Origin of the sequence: Cloacibacterium sp. TD35 (genome assembly GCF_028864635.1) — a bacterium.
Lineage (GTDB): Bacteria > Bacteroidota > Bacteroidia > Flavobacteriales > Weeksellaceae > Cloacibacterium.
The window spans coordinates 195194-209058 of the sequence record NZ_CP104850.1; the positions used below are offsets into that span (position 1 = coordinate 195194).

15 protein-coding genes are annotated in these 13865 nt (G+C 31.9%); 9 read left to right on the forward strand and 6 right to left on the reverse strand.

Annotated features, from left to right (window positions below):
- Positions 1 to 70 precede the first annotated feature (70 nt).
- The 4 genes from N7277_RS00835 to N7277_RS00850 all read right to left on the reverse strand — a co-directional run bounded on the left by N7277_RS00835 (position 71) and on the right by N7277_RS00850 (position 5486).
- The gene (locus tag N7277_RS00835) at positions 71 to 2071 is read right to left on the reverse strand and encodes a KUP/HAK/KT family potassium transporter (protein WP_274779897.1); all 2001 of its coding nucleotides are present in this window, start codon (positions 2069 to 2071) and stop codon (positions 71 to 73) included.
- Between the two features lie 133 nt (positions 2072 to 2204).
- Positions 2205 to 3188, reverse strand: coding sequence for a pyruvate dehydrogenase complex E1 component subunit beta (locus N7277_RS00840; RefSeq protein WP_446715114.1), 984 nt, complete (start codon positions 3186 to 3188; stop codon positions 2205 to 2207).
- Positions 3189 to 3323: 135 nt separating this feature from the next.
- Positions 3324 to 3743 carry a DUF2147 domain-containing protein gene (locus tag N7277_RS00845; RefSeq protein WP_274779898.1) on the reverse strand — a complete coding sequence of 140 codons (420 nt, stop codon included), beginning with the start codon at positions 3741 to 3743 and terminating at the stop codon, positions 3324 to 3326.
- Positions 3744 to 3857: 114 nt separating this feature from the next.
- The gene (locus tag N7277_RS00850) at positions 3858 to 5486 is read right to left on the reverse strand and encodes an ArnT family glycosyltransferase (protein WP_274779899.1); all 1629 of its coding nucleotides are present in this window, start codon (positions 5484 to 5486) and stop codon (positions 3858 to 3860) included.
- A gap of 69 nt (positions 5487 to 5555) precedes the next feature.
- Here N7277_RS00850 and N7277_RS00855 point away from each other — a divergent pair, with 69 nt between their 5' ends.
- From N7277_RS00855 to N7277_RS00885, 7 genes are all read left to right on the forward strand, one after another.
- On the forward strand, positions 5556 to 6509 hold the full coding sequence (locus tag N7277_RS00855; protein WP_274779900.1) for a glycosyltransferase family 2 protein: 954 nt from the start codon (positions 5556 to 5558) through the stop codon (positions 6507 to 6509).
- Complete coding sequence (locus tag N7277_RS00860) at positions 6490 to 7368, forward strand: lysylphosphatidylglycerol synthase transmembrane domain-containing protein (protein ID WP_274779901.1); 879 nt, start codon at positions 6490 to 6492, stop codon at positions 7366 to 7368. Before N7277_RS00855 ends, N7277_RS00860 begins: the two co-directional genes overlap by 20 nt.
- A complete protein-coding gene (locus tag N7277_RS00865; protein ID WP_274779902.1) occupies positions 7365 to 8078 on the forward strand; it encodes a CDP-alcohol phosphatidyltransferase family protein in 714 nt (237 codons plus the stop codon). The genes N7277_RS00860 and N7277_RS00865 overlap by 4 nt, the downstream gene beginning before the upstream one ends.
- A gap of 83 nt (positions 8079 to 8161) precedes the next feature.
- The gene (locus N7277_RS00870; protein ID WP_274779903.1) at positions 8162 to 8926 is read left to right on the forward strand and encodes a 3'-5' exonuclease; all 765 of its coding nucleotides are present in this window, start codon (positions 8162 to 8164) and stop codon (positions 8924 to 8926) included.
- A 9-nt stretch (positions 8927 to 8935) separates the two neighbouring features.
- Positions 8936 to 9358, forward strand: a complete 423-nt coding sequence (locus tag N7277_RS00875) for a putative signal transducing protein (protein ID WP_274779904.1) — start codon at positions 8936 to 8938, stop codon at positions 9356 to 9358.
- A 27-nt stretch (positions 9359 to 9385) separates the two neighbouring features.
- Positions 9386 to 9994: a fumarylacetoacetate hydrolase family protein gene (locus N7277_RS00880; protein ID WP_274779905.1), complete on the forward strand. Its 609-nt coding sequence runs from the start codon at positions 9386 to 9388 to the stop codon at positions 9992 to 9994.
- A 69-nt stretch (positions 9995 to 10063) separates the two neighbouring features.
- On the forward strand, positions 10064 to 10501 hold the full coding sequence (locus N7277_RS00885) for a universal stress protein (protein WP_274779906.1): 438 nt from the start codon (positions 10064 to 10066) through the stop codon (positions 10499 to 10501).
- A 72-nt stretch (positions 10502 to 10573) separates the two neighbouring features.
- Here the strand turns inward: N7277_RS00885 and N7277_RS00890 are convergent, their stop codons facing one another.
- Positions 10574 to 10807, reverse strand: coding sequence for a DUF6341 family protein (locus N7277_RS00890; protein ID WP_274779907.1), 234 nt, complete (start codon positions 10805 to 10807; stop codon positions 10574 to 10576).
- 42 nt (positions 10808 to 10849) lie between these two features.
- Here N7277_RS00890 and N7277_RS00895 point away from each other — a divergent pair, with 42 nt between their 5' ends.
- Positions 10850 to 11770 carry a DUF6427 family protein gene (locus N7277_RS00895; RefSeq protein WP_274779908.1) on the forward strand — a complete coding sequence of 307 codons (921 nt, stop codon included), beginning with the start codon at positions 10850 to 10852 and terminating at the stop codon, positions 11768 to 11770.
- On the forward strand, positions 11767 to 12348 hold the full coding sequence (locus tag N7277_RS00900; protein WP_274779909.1) for a DUF3109 family protein: 582 nt from the start codon (positions 11767 to 11769) through the stop codon (positions 12346 to 12348). Before N7277_RS00895 ends, N7277_RS00900 begins: the two co-directional genes overlap by 4 nt.
- Positions 12349 to 12432: 84 nt before the next feature.
- On the opposite strand, the gene N7277_RS00905 is transcribed toward N7277_RS00900, so the two are convergent.
- Positions 12433 to 13767 carry a trigger factor gene (locus tag N7277_RS00905; protein WP_274779910.1) on the reverse strand — a complete coding sequence of 445 codons (1335 nt, stop codon included), beginning with the start codon at positions 13765 to 13767 and terminating at the stop codon, positions 12433 to 12435.
- Positions 13768 to 13865: the final 98 nt, after the last annotated feature.

Here is a 13865-nt window from a genome sequence, read left to right on the forward strand (position 1 = left end):
CTAATAAAAGGTAAATTTTAATGAGATACAAAATCTAAAAACCTCAATTGCTTGAGGTTTTCATTTTATATTAAGAATCGTAACGTTTAAATTCTTCTAAAATAATTTTTTTCTCTCTAATCGGGTTATTGATAAGCGGCACAGATTCTACCAAAACATTATGTGGAGCCAAACCGTACGCTTTGAAATCACTACTACCAATATATTTCACGAAATTATATATATTTAATGTAATTTTTTCTTTTACCGTCAATAAGAAGTCATTAATATAAACATTGTCAATAATCACATATTTTAAATCTGGCGGAATATTGTGATTTCTAAGAGAAGGGTGACTACTTCTATCTGGAATAATACCTTCTTTCATCATATCAAATAACACCTGATTAAAGTAATCATTGATTTTTCTATCAATTTTAAATCCTAAAAGGAAATTAATTTTATATACCGTTCCTGGCATTACCTCATCAATAGAATATCTATAGGTAAAAGGATCTTCTTGGTTAATGATATTTAGAATAAAATAATGGTCTGCTCTTTTTGGTTGAGAACGCATGATTGAGTAAATAATTTTAGATTCAACCTCATCTTCTTTTTTCGCTCTACTCAAAAATGCTAAATTGGTAGCATATTTAGGAATAGACTCATCTAGTTTAATATCCTTGATGGTAGAAACATAATCTTTCAGTTTTACAAACTTGATGAAATTCTGTTTAATCATTCTACCATTATACCAAGCGTACATACATACTGCCACGAAGCCTGCCAAGAATACTGTAATCCAACCTCCTTCAAAGAATTTAATGATGTTTGCACTAAAAAATCCTATTTCTATAGACAAATGAACTAATGCAAAAATGGCAATTAAAAACTTATTCACTCTATTTCTCCATAACCAAGCTATTAATAAGATGCTGGTCATCATCATAGTCACTGTAATAGATAAACCATAAGCAGCTTCCATATGTACTGATTCCTTGAAATAAAATACTATGATAAGGCAGAAAATAAGTAAGCCCCAATTGATTCTAGGGATATACATTTGACCTTTTAAACCAGAAGGATATTGAATTTGCTGGAACGGCCAAAAATTAAGCGACATAGCTTCGGAAAATATCGTAAACGAGCCTGTAATTAATGCTTGAGAAGCGATAATAGCTGCTGCTGTAGCCAATATTACCGCTGGAATAATTAAGTAATGAGGCAACATACCGAAGAAAGGATTCGTACCTGTGAAAACCATACCGTAGTTCTGAAGCAACCAAGCTCCTTGACCTAAATAATTTAAAATCAACATGGCTTTTACAAAAACCCAACTCACTCTGATATTTTTATAACCACAGTGTCCTAAATCTGAATATAAAGCTTCTGCCCCTGTAGTACATAGAAAAACAGCACCTAAAATGAGAATAGCACTGGGAGAAGTTACTATTAATTTATATGCATAGTAAGGATTAAATGATTTTACAATTTCTGGATGCTCCATCAAATTAACAACACCGAATCCACCTAAAAATAAGAACCAAACAACCATAACTGGACCAAAAAACTTCCCAATAAAGCTGGTTCCAAATTGCTGAACTACGAAGATAACCACCAAAATTACAGACGTCATTGCCAAAATAGAATTGATTCCTAGATCCAATCCTTTAATTTGTTTAAGACCTTCAATAGAAGCCATTACTGTAAGAGAAGGTGTGATTACACCATCTGCAATTAATGCCGAAGCTCCTACTATTGCAACCAGATAAAGCCATTTCGTTTTCATTTTTTTTACCAAAGAAAACAAAGCCAGAATGCCACCTTCACCTTTGTTATCTGCTCTAAGTGAGATCAGAACGTACTTGATGGTAGTTTGTAGAGTTAGTGTCCAAATAATACAAGAAAGTGCTCCTTCTATATATTCTTCAGAAATCATTTTGGCTTCTTTTCCAGATTTGATAATCGCACTCATTACATATAGCGGTGATGTACCAATATCTCCGAAAACGATTCCTAATGAAACCAAAACTCCTATGAAAGTTAATTTTTTGGTGTCAAAATTGTGACCACCAGATAAAACGTCTGACATTTTTCAAGTATAAAAATAAGTGCAAATTTAATCTAATTTCTAGAGGAAATAGTTTTTGATTAGAAAATTTTACATTAAAATTAAAAAGCGCAACCAAAAATGATTGCACTTTTTATAAAATATGATTAAAGTTTTAAGATTTTACGTATAAAACGTTTTTAATCTCTTGTTTTACTTTTTCTAATTTCGGGAACCATTCTGCAAATAATGCTGCTGAGTATGGAGCCGGTGCATCTGGAGTTGTAATTCTCTTAATTGGTGCATCTAAATAATCAAATGCTTTTTGCTGAACCATGTAAGTAATTTCTGAAGCTACAGAACCAAATGGCCATGCTTCTTCTAGAACTACTAATCTATTGGTCTTCTTCACAGAATTAAGAACTGTTTCGTAATCTAGCGGACGAATTGTTCTTAAATCTACTACTTCCACAGAAATTCCTTCTTGTTCTAAATCAGCTGCAGCTTGCATTGCTAATTTTAAGATTTTACCAAAAGAAACCAAAGTTACATCTTTACCTTCTTTTTTGATATCAGCTTTACCAATTGGGATATAGTATTCTTCTTCAGGAATTTCCATTTTATCTCCGTACATCTGTTCAGATTCCATGAAAATTACAGGGTCATTATCTCTAATTGCAGATTTTAATAATCCTTTTGCATCATATGGATTAGAAGGAACAATTACTTTAAGACCAGGGCAGTTTGCATACCAGCTTTCAAAAGCTTGAGAGTGTGTAGCTCCTAACTGACCTGCAGAAGCAGTAGGTCCTCTAAAAACGATTGGCACATTCCACTGTCCACCACTCATTTGATACATTTTCGCTGCATTAGAAATAATTTGGTCAATAGCAACCATAGAGAAGTTAAAAGTCATAAATTCTACTATAGGTCTATTTCCGTTCATCGCAGCTCCTACAGAAATCCCTGCAAAACCAAGTTCTGCAATGGGAGCATCTATTACTCTTTTTGGACCAAATTCTGCTAACATTCCTTTTGAAGCTTTGTAAGCTCCGTTATATTCTGCTACTTCTTCGCCAATGAGATATATCGATTCGTCTTTACGCATTTCTTCGCTCATTGCTTCACAGATAGCCTCACGAAATTGTACTTCTTTCATTTTGATTAATTTGTTGAGTTGCAAATTTAAGGAATTTTTATCAAATTATTATGTATCAATTATTACTTTCGTCAACAAATAAAAAAGACACATCTTTTAGGATGTGTCTCACATGTTAATATCTCTAGATTTAGATTAATCTGCTTTGTGCCAAGTTTGGTTTCTACCGATTAATGAGATTCCTATAAATCCTCTTACATTTAGTTTATCCCCATTTCTGGTAACCGTACAATTGTAAGTTTTACCTTTTTTAGGATCTGTAATCGTTCCATCAGTAAATTCTGAACCATCTTTTGATAAACCTCTGATGATTTCTAAACCAATTAATGGCTTGTTTTTTCTATCATCTGTACATTTTACACAGTTGTTATTTTCTGGCTTTTGTAATAATTGTACAATTTTACCATAATATTTACCGTCTGATTTTTTAAAAATCTCTACGATAGATTTAGGCTTCCCTGTTTCGTCATCAATTGTTTTCCACTTACCTTCTATCTGAGCATATGAAAGAACACTGAAGAACAAAGCTAAAAATGCGAATGCTAATTTTTTCATGTTTCTAATTTTAAATTTTTGTTAAAAGTAAATATTTTTTGTTAAACAACAAATTTATTATTATTCTTATCATATTAATAACAAAGCAGGTGCCAAATTTCAGAAAATTAAACACTAGTTTAATATCTCTATTAAATATAAATTTTTAAACTTTTCATTTCTGGTTTTAGGATTCAGAAATTTAAGAGAAAGCCTAGTAATTTTAAAATGTGTTTCCTGATGGAGAATTTTATACGGTTGCGTAATACTTCGTAAATCATTTTCATAGACCAGCACTCTATCACCTTTTTTCAGAAGAGAAACTTCTTTTCTTGGCGTGTTTTGTTTTGAATAAAAATCAAAAGACCAGATTTCATAATCTTTCGGCATGAAAAGATTTCGGGTTGAAAGGTGATTTTTCTCAAAATAATTTGCCATTTTTAAACCACCTTGGTATTGCGTCAAAACAGGATAAAACTGCGAATTGAGAAAAATATTAATGGTAATTGCAAAAAGCAAAGAGACTAAAACCCATCTTCTTACTATATTTTCTTTTTTGAAAATATAAAGCAGTAAAGTTCCCACAAAAAACAAACCTACCATAAATAAAACCACTTCATGAATTCCTGTAAAATAATACGTGAGCAATAAAACGCCTACTAAACTTACCGAAATAACCATCAACTGAATCACCCAAAAACCTCTGGCTTTCTTCCATTGATTTTTTTCGAAAATTTCAAAAATATAAGAAGCGGTAAAAACCGAAAGAATGGGAATTAATCCGTTTAAGTAATGAGGCAACTTAAATTTAGAAAAACTAAATACCAACATCACCAACCAGAACCCGCCTAAAGTTAAAAACTCTACGCCTTCTATTTTTTTAAATCTTTCTTTAATCAAATTTTTAGTTCTTTCGAAAACACCTGTATAAAATGCTACAGAAAAAGGTAAAAACGCCCAAAGTAATGTATGAAAAAAGAAAGAATAATCAGGACTATTCTGCTCAAAACCTTTGGCCTGTAAACGATTTACACTTTGATTAAACAAAATAAATTCTACACCTTCGTTTCCAAACTGATGATAGTATGCGTACAAAATCGGTAAAGTCCCCACTCCAAAACTGAGCGCAGCAAAAATAATTTTCAGATTAAAAAATTTCAACCATTCTCTAGAATACAGCAAATAAGAAAATACAGAAAATCCTATAATCACAATCGCCATCAATCCTTTTGAAGAAAAGGCTAAAGCTGTAAAAAATCCTGCTAAAAATACATTAATGATTTTTTGTGTTTTGATAAAAGCTAAAAATTGCCAAATAGAAAGTGCTATAAAACCCGTCAAAACAGCATCTGTTCTTACATCGTGTGCAGAAAGTATAATCGTTTGTGACGCTAAAAATATCAGTGAGGCGGTATAACTTAGATTTTCGTTTTTATACAATAAGTCAGCAATCTTTTTTACAGAAAAAGCTGCTAAAAACAAACATAAAACCGCCGGAATTCTATAAGCAATGTGACTAATGCCAAAAATTTTCATCGATAAAGCTGCGAGCCAAAAATGCAAATGCGGTTTATCTAAATAAGGATTATCACCTTTATAAATTTCTAGAAAATTGCCAGAATTGGCCATTCTCATCGCCATTGTAGCATGTTGAGCAGAATCATTTTCCATCAATGGAATAAAAAGTCCTACTAAGTACACCAAAACAAAGCCTACAAAAAGAAAAAAGATTTGATTTCTAGAAAGTAATTGATTTTGATTCATTATAAAAATCAGGTTTTTTAGTATTTTTGCAAAAATTTGCTTTGCAAAGGTAACAAATCAAGCGCTACAATGGATAAAAATAAATTCTACTCTCTCGTTATTCCTATGTATAACGAAGAAGGAAACGCAGGAATTTTAATCGATAGAATTTCTGATGCTATGAATGGATATCACTACGAACTCATCTTAATAGATGACAATTCTACGGATAAAACCATACAAGAAATTAAAGAAAAAAAACATCCAAATGTAGTGTTGATTGAGCTCAAAAAAAATTACGGACAAAGTTCTGCAATGATGGCTGGTTTCGATTATGCAACTGGTGATTATATAATTACACTTGATGGAGATTTGCAAAATGATCCTTCAGACATCCCAGCAATGGTAGAACTTTTAGAAAACGGAAATTATGATTTGGTGGTAGGAAAACGTCAGAAAAGAAAAGATTCTTCCATCAGAACTATTCCTTCAAAAATTGCGAATTTCATCATCAAAAAATCAACAAAACTCAATATTTCTGACCAAGGTTGTGCGCTGAAAGTTTTCACCAATGAAACTGCAAAAGAACTGAATCTCTATGGAGAAAATCACAGATTCATCAGTTTAATGGCGCATTTAAATGGTGCTAAAATCACAGAAATTCCCGTAAAACACCACCCAAGACAACACGGCGTTTCTAAATACGGAATGAACAGAACTTTCAAGGTCATTAATGACTTGCTTTTAGTTTTGTTCAATAAAAAATACCTTTCTAAACCCATTTATCTTTTCGGGAACATCGGTTTAATTACCTTTACACTAGGAGTTTTAGTTAATATTTATTTATTGGCTCTCAAAATTTTAGGAAATGATATTGGCGGAAGACCTTTATTAATCCTTGGCGTGTTACTTATTTTCATTGGCATTCAGTTTTTTACCACAGGAATCATTGTAGATATGCTCATGAAAACCTACTACGAATCTCAGGAAAAAAGACCTTTTAATATAAGAAATATCACAACATTTGGAGAAAGTCAATCTTAAAAAACTACTCATCAACTTTGCTAAAATTTTAATTAGCGTTGCTTTGTTGTATTTTGTTTTTCAGAAAATTCCTTTTCGGGAAGTAACTGTTTTATGGGCAAAAACGAATGTTTTTTATCTCTTGATGGCTGCAATTCTATTTTTGGCATCTCAAATCATTTCTACCAAAAGACTTGAACTCTATTTTAAAGCCAATGATTTCCATTTGAGTTTCAGAAGCAATTTAGAACTCTATTTTTTGGGAATGTTCTATAATTTTTTTATTCCAGGTGGAATTGGTGGAGACGCTTACAAAGTCTATCTTTTGAATAAAAATTTCGGTTGGAGTGCCAAAAAAATTACCTCATCGCTTTTTAATGACCGATTAAGCGGACTTTTGGCGATTTGCGTATTGATTTTAGTATTGATTTTAGTATTTTCCTTCAATTTACTGGAAGCCAAATTCTTCCCCATCTTATTTGTGCTTTTAGTGACAGGATTTTTCTTTACTTATTTTTTGACTAAAAAGCTTTTTTCTATCTATACCACAGTTTTTTTTAAAGCTTTCTCTTACTCATTTTTAGTCCAAATTTTACAAGTCATCAGTTTTATATTTTTATTGAAAAGTTTAGACGTTACAAACAATTTCACCATTTACTCAGTAGTATTTTTGGCAAGTTCGGTGCTCAGTTTAATTTCTTTTGCAGGAATTGGAGTGAGAGAAATGCTCTTTTTACAAGCGTCTAAATGGTTTAGTTTTCAGCCAGAGATTTCGGTTTCTGCCTCTTTACTTTTTACAATGATTACTGCATTTTTTTCACTTTTTGGAGTGATATTTCAAATAAGAAAGTTAAATTTGAAACTTGCTGAAACGCCATGAATTTTATAAAAAATAATCTAGCCAATGCTTTCACTCTCGGGAATTTATTTTCTGGAAGCATCGGTGTTATCAATTTAGTAGACGGAAATTATAAAGTTGCCGCACTTTGTATCATCATTTCTTTGGTTTTAGACTTTTTAGACGGATTTGTTGCCAGAGCGCTTAAAGCCAATTCTAATCTTGGCGCACAATTAGATTCTCTAGCAGACATGGTAAGTTTCGGACTTTTGCCTGGTGTAACGATGTTTAAAGCACTAGAAGGTTTCGGCAATCAGTTTATGGATTTTGAACTTCCATTTCAGCTAAAATATTTGGGACTTTTCGTGGCTTTATTTTCATGTCTCAGATTGGCTATTTTTAATTTAGATGAAGAGCAAAGCTATTATTTCAAAGGACTCAACACACCCAGTAATACCGTTTTACTTTTCGGAATGTATTACGCGTTTCAAGAAACAGGAATGTTCTGGCGAACGTTTGAAAATCCTATGTTTTTGGTAGGACTCATTGCAGCAAGCTGTTGGTTACTTATCAGTCCCATCAAAATGATTGCGCTTAAATTTAAATCGATGAAACTGAAAGATAATTACCCAAAACTTATCTTACTTTTGGGCGGAATTCTACTGATTTCTATTTTAGGATTGGCAGGAATCCCGATGGTTATCGTTTTTTATATAATCGTTTCTCTAATTTTTCAAAAACAACTTAAATAGTTTTGAGTTATGAATTAGAAGTTATAACCTAACTATAACTTTTAAAACTCATCACTCATAATTGATAACTCATACTTAAAAAAATGAATCTAAAACTCCATAAACCGCTCTGTATCTTTGATTTAGAAACTACCGGAATCAACATTTCTAAAGACAGAATTGTAGAAATCTGCATTTTAAAAGTTTTTCCAGATGCTTCTAGAGAAAGCAAAACTTGGTACGTAAATCCTGAAATGCCTATTCCTGCAGAAGCTACTGCTGTTCACGGAATTTCTGATGAAGATGTAAAAGATTCTCCTACTTTTAAAGAATTGGCTCCGAAAATCATCGATATGATTAAGGATTCTGATTTAGGAGGTTTTAATTCGAATAGATTTGATATTCCACTTTTGGCAGAAGAATTGTTGAGAGCTGGCTATGATTTTGATTTATCTAAACACAAACCTGTAGATGCACAAACCATTTTCCACAAAATGGAACCTAGAAATCTAAGTGCTGCGTACCAATTTTATTGCGGAAAATCTCTAGAAAATGCACATTCTGCGGAAGCAGATACATTGGCAACCTTCGAAGTTCTGGATGCTCAAATCGAAAAATATGAAGATTTACCGAATGATATTGCTGCTCTGAGTGAGTTTTCTTTCCATAATAAATTTGCAGATTTGGCAGGATTTATCGCCTTCGATGATAAAAATGAAGAAATTTTCACTTTCGGAAAATACAAAGGTCAAAAAGTGAAAGATGTCTTCACGAAAGATGTAGGATATTTCGGTTGGATTCAGAATGCTGATTTCCCACTTTACACCAAGAAGGTCTTGACTAAGATTCAATTGAGAAGTAAATTCTAATTAAATAAAATGTCTAAACTCATTCGCATAAAATACTACGAAAGCTCTATTGAAGCCAATAGAGACAAACAAATTTTGGCAGAAAACGGGATTGAAAGTTTTATTGCAAATGAACAGACTATACAATCAGATTGGTTGCTTTCTCAAGCCATTGGAGGTTTACAACTTCAGGTTTTCGAAGACCAAGTAGAAAAAGCCAAAGAAATTTTACAGAATTTTGTAGAAAATGAAGAAGTTGCCTTAGAAGTAGAACATACAATTGAAAATCCTGAGTATGATTTTACTTGTCCTAAATGTGGTTCTAACCATATTTATCAATATGAAAAACCAGATGGGATTTTTGGGGTAAGTTGGCTATTATTAGGATTCCCAGTAAAAGTTCCGAGCAGTAAATACATTTGTTATTACTGCGGAAATGAATTTAAGCATTAACTATTTAAAATTTTCAAAAGATATATTATGAAAATCATTTGCATAGGAAGAAATTACGCAGAACACGCGAAAGAATTAGGAAACGAAATTCCCGAAAATCCAGTTATTTTCATGAAACCTGACACTGCTGTATTGAAAAAAGGTAGTGATTTTTACATTCCAGAATTTTCTGATGATGTGCATTATGAATTAGAAGTGGTGCTAAAAATTTCTAAAGGAGGAAAATATATCCAAAAAGAAAATGCACCTAAACATTATGACGAAATTGCGCTTGGAATAGATTTTACGGCTAGAGATTTACAGTCTCAGCTCAAAGGAAAAGGTTTGCCTTGGGAACTCGCAAAAGGTTTTGACGGAAGCGCTGTAGTTTCTGATTTTTTCCCAAAAGAGAATTTTGATTTGAGTAATTTGAAATTTCAACTTCAAAAAAATAAAGAAATCGTGCAAGATGGCAATACCAATCTGATGATGTTTTCACCAGATGATATTATTGCTTTTGTTTCTCAGTACTTCACTTTAAGAGTAGGAGATTTAATTTTCACAGGAACTCCAAAAGGTGTAGGAAAGGTGTCAGAAAATGATGAACTAGAAATGTTTTTAGAAGGCGAAAAGGTTTATCATCTTCGTGTACAATAATAAATCATGTCCAAAAGCTTTTATTTCCAATTTAAAAATTGTAATTTAGTAGTGTTTTAAAAGCACGCCATGAAAAACATTATTTTACCAATCGATTTTTCTGACACTACAGATGTTCTAGTAGCAGGTGCTATAGATTTTGCGAAAGAAATAGCCGGAAAAATTTATTTAATACACGTAGCTCCAGCAGATATTGGTTTTGCTATTGGAGATATGGGATTTCAATATTTCCCAGAGATAGAAAAATCTGAAATTTCTGAAGAACTCGCAGAGTTAAATGAAATAGAGAAAAGAATAGAAGCAAAAGGAGTAGCTTGTGAGCATTTGCTGAAACAAGGCATCGCTGCTGAAATTATTTTAGACTATGCTAAAGACAAAAAAGCCAATTATATTGTAATGGGCAGTCATGGAAGAAGCGGAATATATGATGTTTTTGTAGGTAGTCTTACGAAGGATATTACTAAAAAATCTCCTATTCCGGTTTTGGTAGTACCTTGCCACAAATAATTTTAACAAAAAGAAAATAAAAAAATCCCGAAATTCTAGAATTTCGGGATTTTATATTGTTAAGAAATCTGATTAATCTTCTTTAGTGTGTAATTCTGGGTTGTAATATGGGAATTTACCTTCTGTAGGCGAATAATATTCTTTATCTTTATTGTTCCCTAATGTAGTTACTAAAACATAACACCAATAGCAAAATAAAGTACTAGCTACAATAAAAAGAATCCAGTTCAACACGTTTCCAGCGAAATCATAGAATCCGAAAGACCATTTGAACAAATCACTTAAGAATAACCAAAAAGACGTCATTTTTTTCTTATTTTAAATTAACTTTGCACAAAATTAATAAAAATGTTCAGATTACTATCAAAAGAAAGCAATATTTTTTCGATTCCTGTCTATATATTTTTTTTATTTCTTTTGATAATAACATTTAATATATTGGATTTCAAAACGTTAGGCGTTTTTTCTAGCATTATTACGTTTTGTGGATTTGCATTAGGATATTTTCTTTTCAATGCTATTGGCCTGAATTACAATACTCATCTTCCTCTTTTTCTGTATACATTTTTTGTATTTGCATTATATCCGGGAAGTTTAGATATAGGAATTGCAATGTCACTGTTTACCAACTCCTTTATAATGGTTTTATTGACCAGCAATCAAGATGAAGTAAGAAAAAATTCATACCTAATCATCGGAGCGATTTTGGCAGTTAATTTCTTATTTCTGCCTACAACGTGGCCTATGTTTATTTTTGTATTGATTCACCTTATTTCTACTTCAGACCATATTTCTCTTAATCTTTTTAGACTTTTCTTTGGGAAAATTTTGGTTTTCGGGACTTATTTTGGTGTAATGTATTTAATTGGTTATCATGATTTTGACGAGAACTACATTCCATATGTAGAAACCTCTCTGATGCAAGATTATTACCCATTATATTTTCTTTTGCCTGTGGCTTTATATGTTTTATATGCAATAATGGACCACTTTGCCAATTTTAATAAAAAAAGTCCGTCTAGTAAATTTAAGTATACTTTTATGCTCTTGTTTTTCTTGGCACAATTGGTGACGGTATTTCTCTACATGGGCAAAAATTACGAGTATTTACTTCTACTTGTTTTACCAAATGTAATTATTCTTTCCAGAGCATTGAGATTTTTAAAAAAATATTGGATGAAAGAATTAGGTTTATGGATACTTATACTCACTTTATTACTTTTTAAACTTACTACCTATATAGATATAGATGAACTAATTAGAATATGATTCAAATAGATGATAAATTAATTTCTGAAGATATTTTTTCTGAAGAATTTGTATGCAACCTTAGCAAATGTAAAGGTATCTGCTGTGTAGAAGGAGATGCGGGGGCTCCGCTTGATAAAAACGAAACTGAAATTCTGGAAAGAATTTACCCTAAAATTAAAAGTTATTTAAGGCCAGAAGGAATTGCTGCCATCGAAGAGCAAGGAACACACGTTACCGATATTGATGGAGATTTGGTAACGCCACTCGTAAATGGTGGAGAATGTGCTTATGTAATTTTTGATGAAAAAGGCATTATAAAATGTGGCATAGAAAAAGCATATGAAGATGGTATAGTAGATTGGCAAAAACCCATTTCTTGTCATCTCTATCCTATTAGAGTAACGGAGTATAGAACATTTACCGCTCTCAATTATCATGAGTGGGATGTATGTAGTGACGCTTGTACTCTTGGAAAAGAACTGCATGTTCCTGTGTATAAATTTCTAAAAACGCCACTGATTAGAAAATACGGAGAAGATTTTTACAAAACCCTCTGCGAAGCTGCAGAAGAGTGGGAACGCGAATTTAATTCGTAGGAAAATAAATTTTTATTTTAAATATTAAAAAAATCCGTCTCGAAATTCGAGACGGATTTATATTTTTATGAAATATCTAGAAAATTACTTTTGTAATTCTGCTAAAAATTTCTCGTGTGTAATTTTAGTTTCTTTTTTCTTTGCTTTTTCTAGGATAACATCTTTCAGTTTACCCATAGCAACTTCTTGAGAAATCTGTCTTACTTGCTCTTCTTGTTTTAGCATTTCTACAGCATATTTCTGCACTTCTTCTTGCGGAAGATTATGAATTCCATACATTGCTAACTGATTGTTAACTAATACTTCTGCCTGACCTAAAACATCTGCATAATCTACTTTTACATCATAATCTTGGAATAATTTTCCTTCGATGATTTGATTTTTGATGATAGTTTTTTCTGCTTCTAAAATTTCTTTAGCTTGTTCTTCAGAAGTAATGTTTGGATTAGAGAATAGTAACCATTTTACTAAGAATGCTTCTGGTAAATGAACATCTGTCTTTTCAGAAACGCTTTCTAATACTTTATTCACAAAGTGAATATCAGCATTTTGTTGGAAATATTCGTCTAATTCAGTTTTTACTCTTGTTTTTAGTTCTTCTTCAGAATTGATGTTTCCTTCACCATATACTTTATCAAATAATTCTTGATCTAGTGGTGCTAAGTTTAATTTATAGATTTCTGTAACTGTAGCTTCTAAATCTTCGTGATGAATGTGACCTAGTTCATGCTCGTTGTAATTTAAATCTTTAGCCAATGTTTCGTTTTCAGTTAACTGAGTTTTAGTTAACTTCACTACATCACCTACTTTGTGAGATTTTACCAAACCGAAAGCTTCTTTTTGCTCCGCAGAAACTACTACATTTTTCGGTGGATGATTGTGCTCTCCCTCTGCATCAGCTTCTACTACTTGTGCAATAGAAAGTGCTACATAAGAATCTTTAGTTGCTTTATCTTGAGCATCTTTGTCTGCAAATCTTTTTTGCATGTTTTCGATGCTTTGGTTGATTTCTTTATCAGTAGCTTCTACTTTGTAGTGAGGAGCTTCGTAAGAAGATAAATCAATATTAAAATCTGGTTCAAAACCAACTTCGAAACCTACAGAAACTTCTTCTGCATTGTAATCTAGTTCGTTCATAGGAACTGGAACTGGCTGACCAACTAATCTTAAATTACTTTCGTTTACATAGTTGTTCAATACTTCAGAAATTTGTTTGTTAATTTCTTCAAAAGCAATACCTGCTTCAAATTGTTTTCTAACCATGCTCAATGGAACTTTTCCTTTTCTGAAACCAGGAACAGTAGCATTTTTAGCATAATTGATCAGTTGTTTTTCAACTTTATCTTTGTAATCAGATTTATTTAAAGTTACTGTAAGCAAAGCACTTACTTCGTCATGATTGGTTCTTGTAACATTCATCTTGTTAAAAATTTTGAGTTGCAAAAATAGTGTTTTTTTATGAAAACAGAAAGCATTTTTTATAGGTAAATTTTCCTTATAAAAAGTCAATTCGCTTT

Excerpts from the sequence above, each read along its gene's own strand:
- N7277_RS00835 (WP_274779897.1), bottom strand. The coding sequence starts at position 2,071 with ATGTCAGACGTTTTATCTGGTGGTCACAATTTTGACACCAAAAAATTA.
- N7277_RS00890 (WP_274779907.1), bottom strand. The coding sequence starts at position 10,807 with ATGACGTCTTTTTGGTTATTCTTAAGTGATTTGTTCAAATGGTCTTTC.
- N7277_RS00880 (WP_274779905.1), top strand. The coding sequence starts at position 9,386 with ATGAAAATCATTTGCATAGGAAGAAATTACGCAGAACACGCGAAAGAA.
- N7277_RS00845 (WP_274779898.1), bottom strand. The coding sequence starts at position 3,743 with ATGAAAAAATTAGCATTCGCATTTTTAGCTTTGTTCTTCAGTGTTCTT.
- N7277_RS00875 (WP_274779904.1), top strand. The coding sequence starts at position 8,936 with ATGTCTAAACTCATTCGCATAAAATACTACGAAAGCTCTATTGAAGCC.
- N7277_RS00870 (WP_274779903.1), top strand. The coding sequence starts at position 8,162 with ATGAATCTAAAACTCCATAAACCGCTCTGTATCTTTGATTTAGAAACT.
- N7277_RS00905 (WP_274779910.1), bottom strand. The coding sequence starts at position 13,767 with ATGAATGTTACAAGAACCAATCATGACGAAGTAAGTGCTTTGCTTACA.
- N7277_RS00850 (WP_274779899.1), bottom strand. The coding sequence starts at position 5,486 with ATGAATCAAAATCAATTACTTTCTAGAAATCAAATCTTTTTTCTTTTT.
- N7277_RS00900 (WP_274779909.1), top strand. The coding sequence starts at position 11,767 with ATGATTCAAATAGATGATAAATTAATTTCTGAAGATATTTTTTCTGAA.
- N7277_RS00865 (WP_274779902.1), top strand. The coding sequence starts at position 7,365 with ATGAATTTTATAAAAAATAATCTAGCCAATGCTTTCACTCTCGGGAAT.
- N7277_RS00855 (WP_274779900.1), top strand. The coding sequence starts at position 5,556 with ATGGATAAAAATAAATTCTACTCTCTCGTTATTCCTATGTATAACGAA.
- N7277_RS00895 (WP_274779908.1), top strand. The coding sequence starts at position 10,850 with ATGTTCAGATTACTATCAAAAGAAAGCAATATTTTTTCGATTCCTGTC.
- N7277_RS00840 (WP_446715114.1), bottom strand. The coding sequence starts at position 3,188 with ATGAAAGAAGTACAATTTCGTGAGGCTATCTGTGAAGCAATGAGCGAA.
- N7277_RS00885 (WP_274779906.1), top strand. The coding sequence starts at position 10,064 with ATGAAAAACATTATTTTACCAATCGATTTTTCTGACACTACAGATGTT.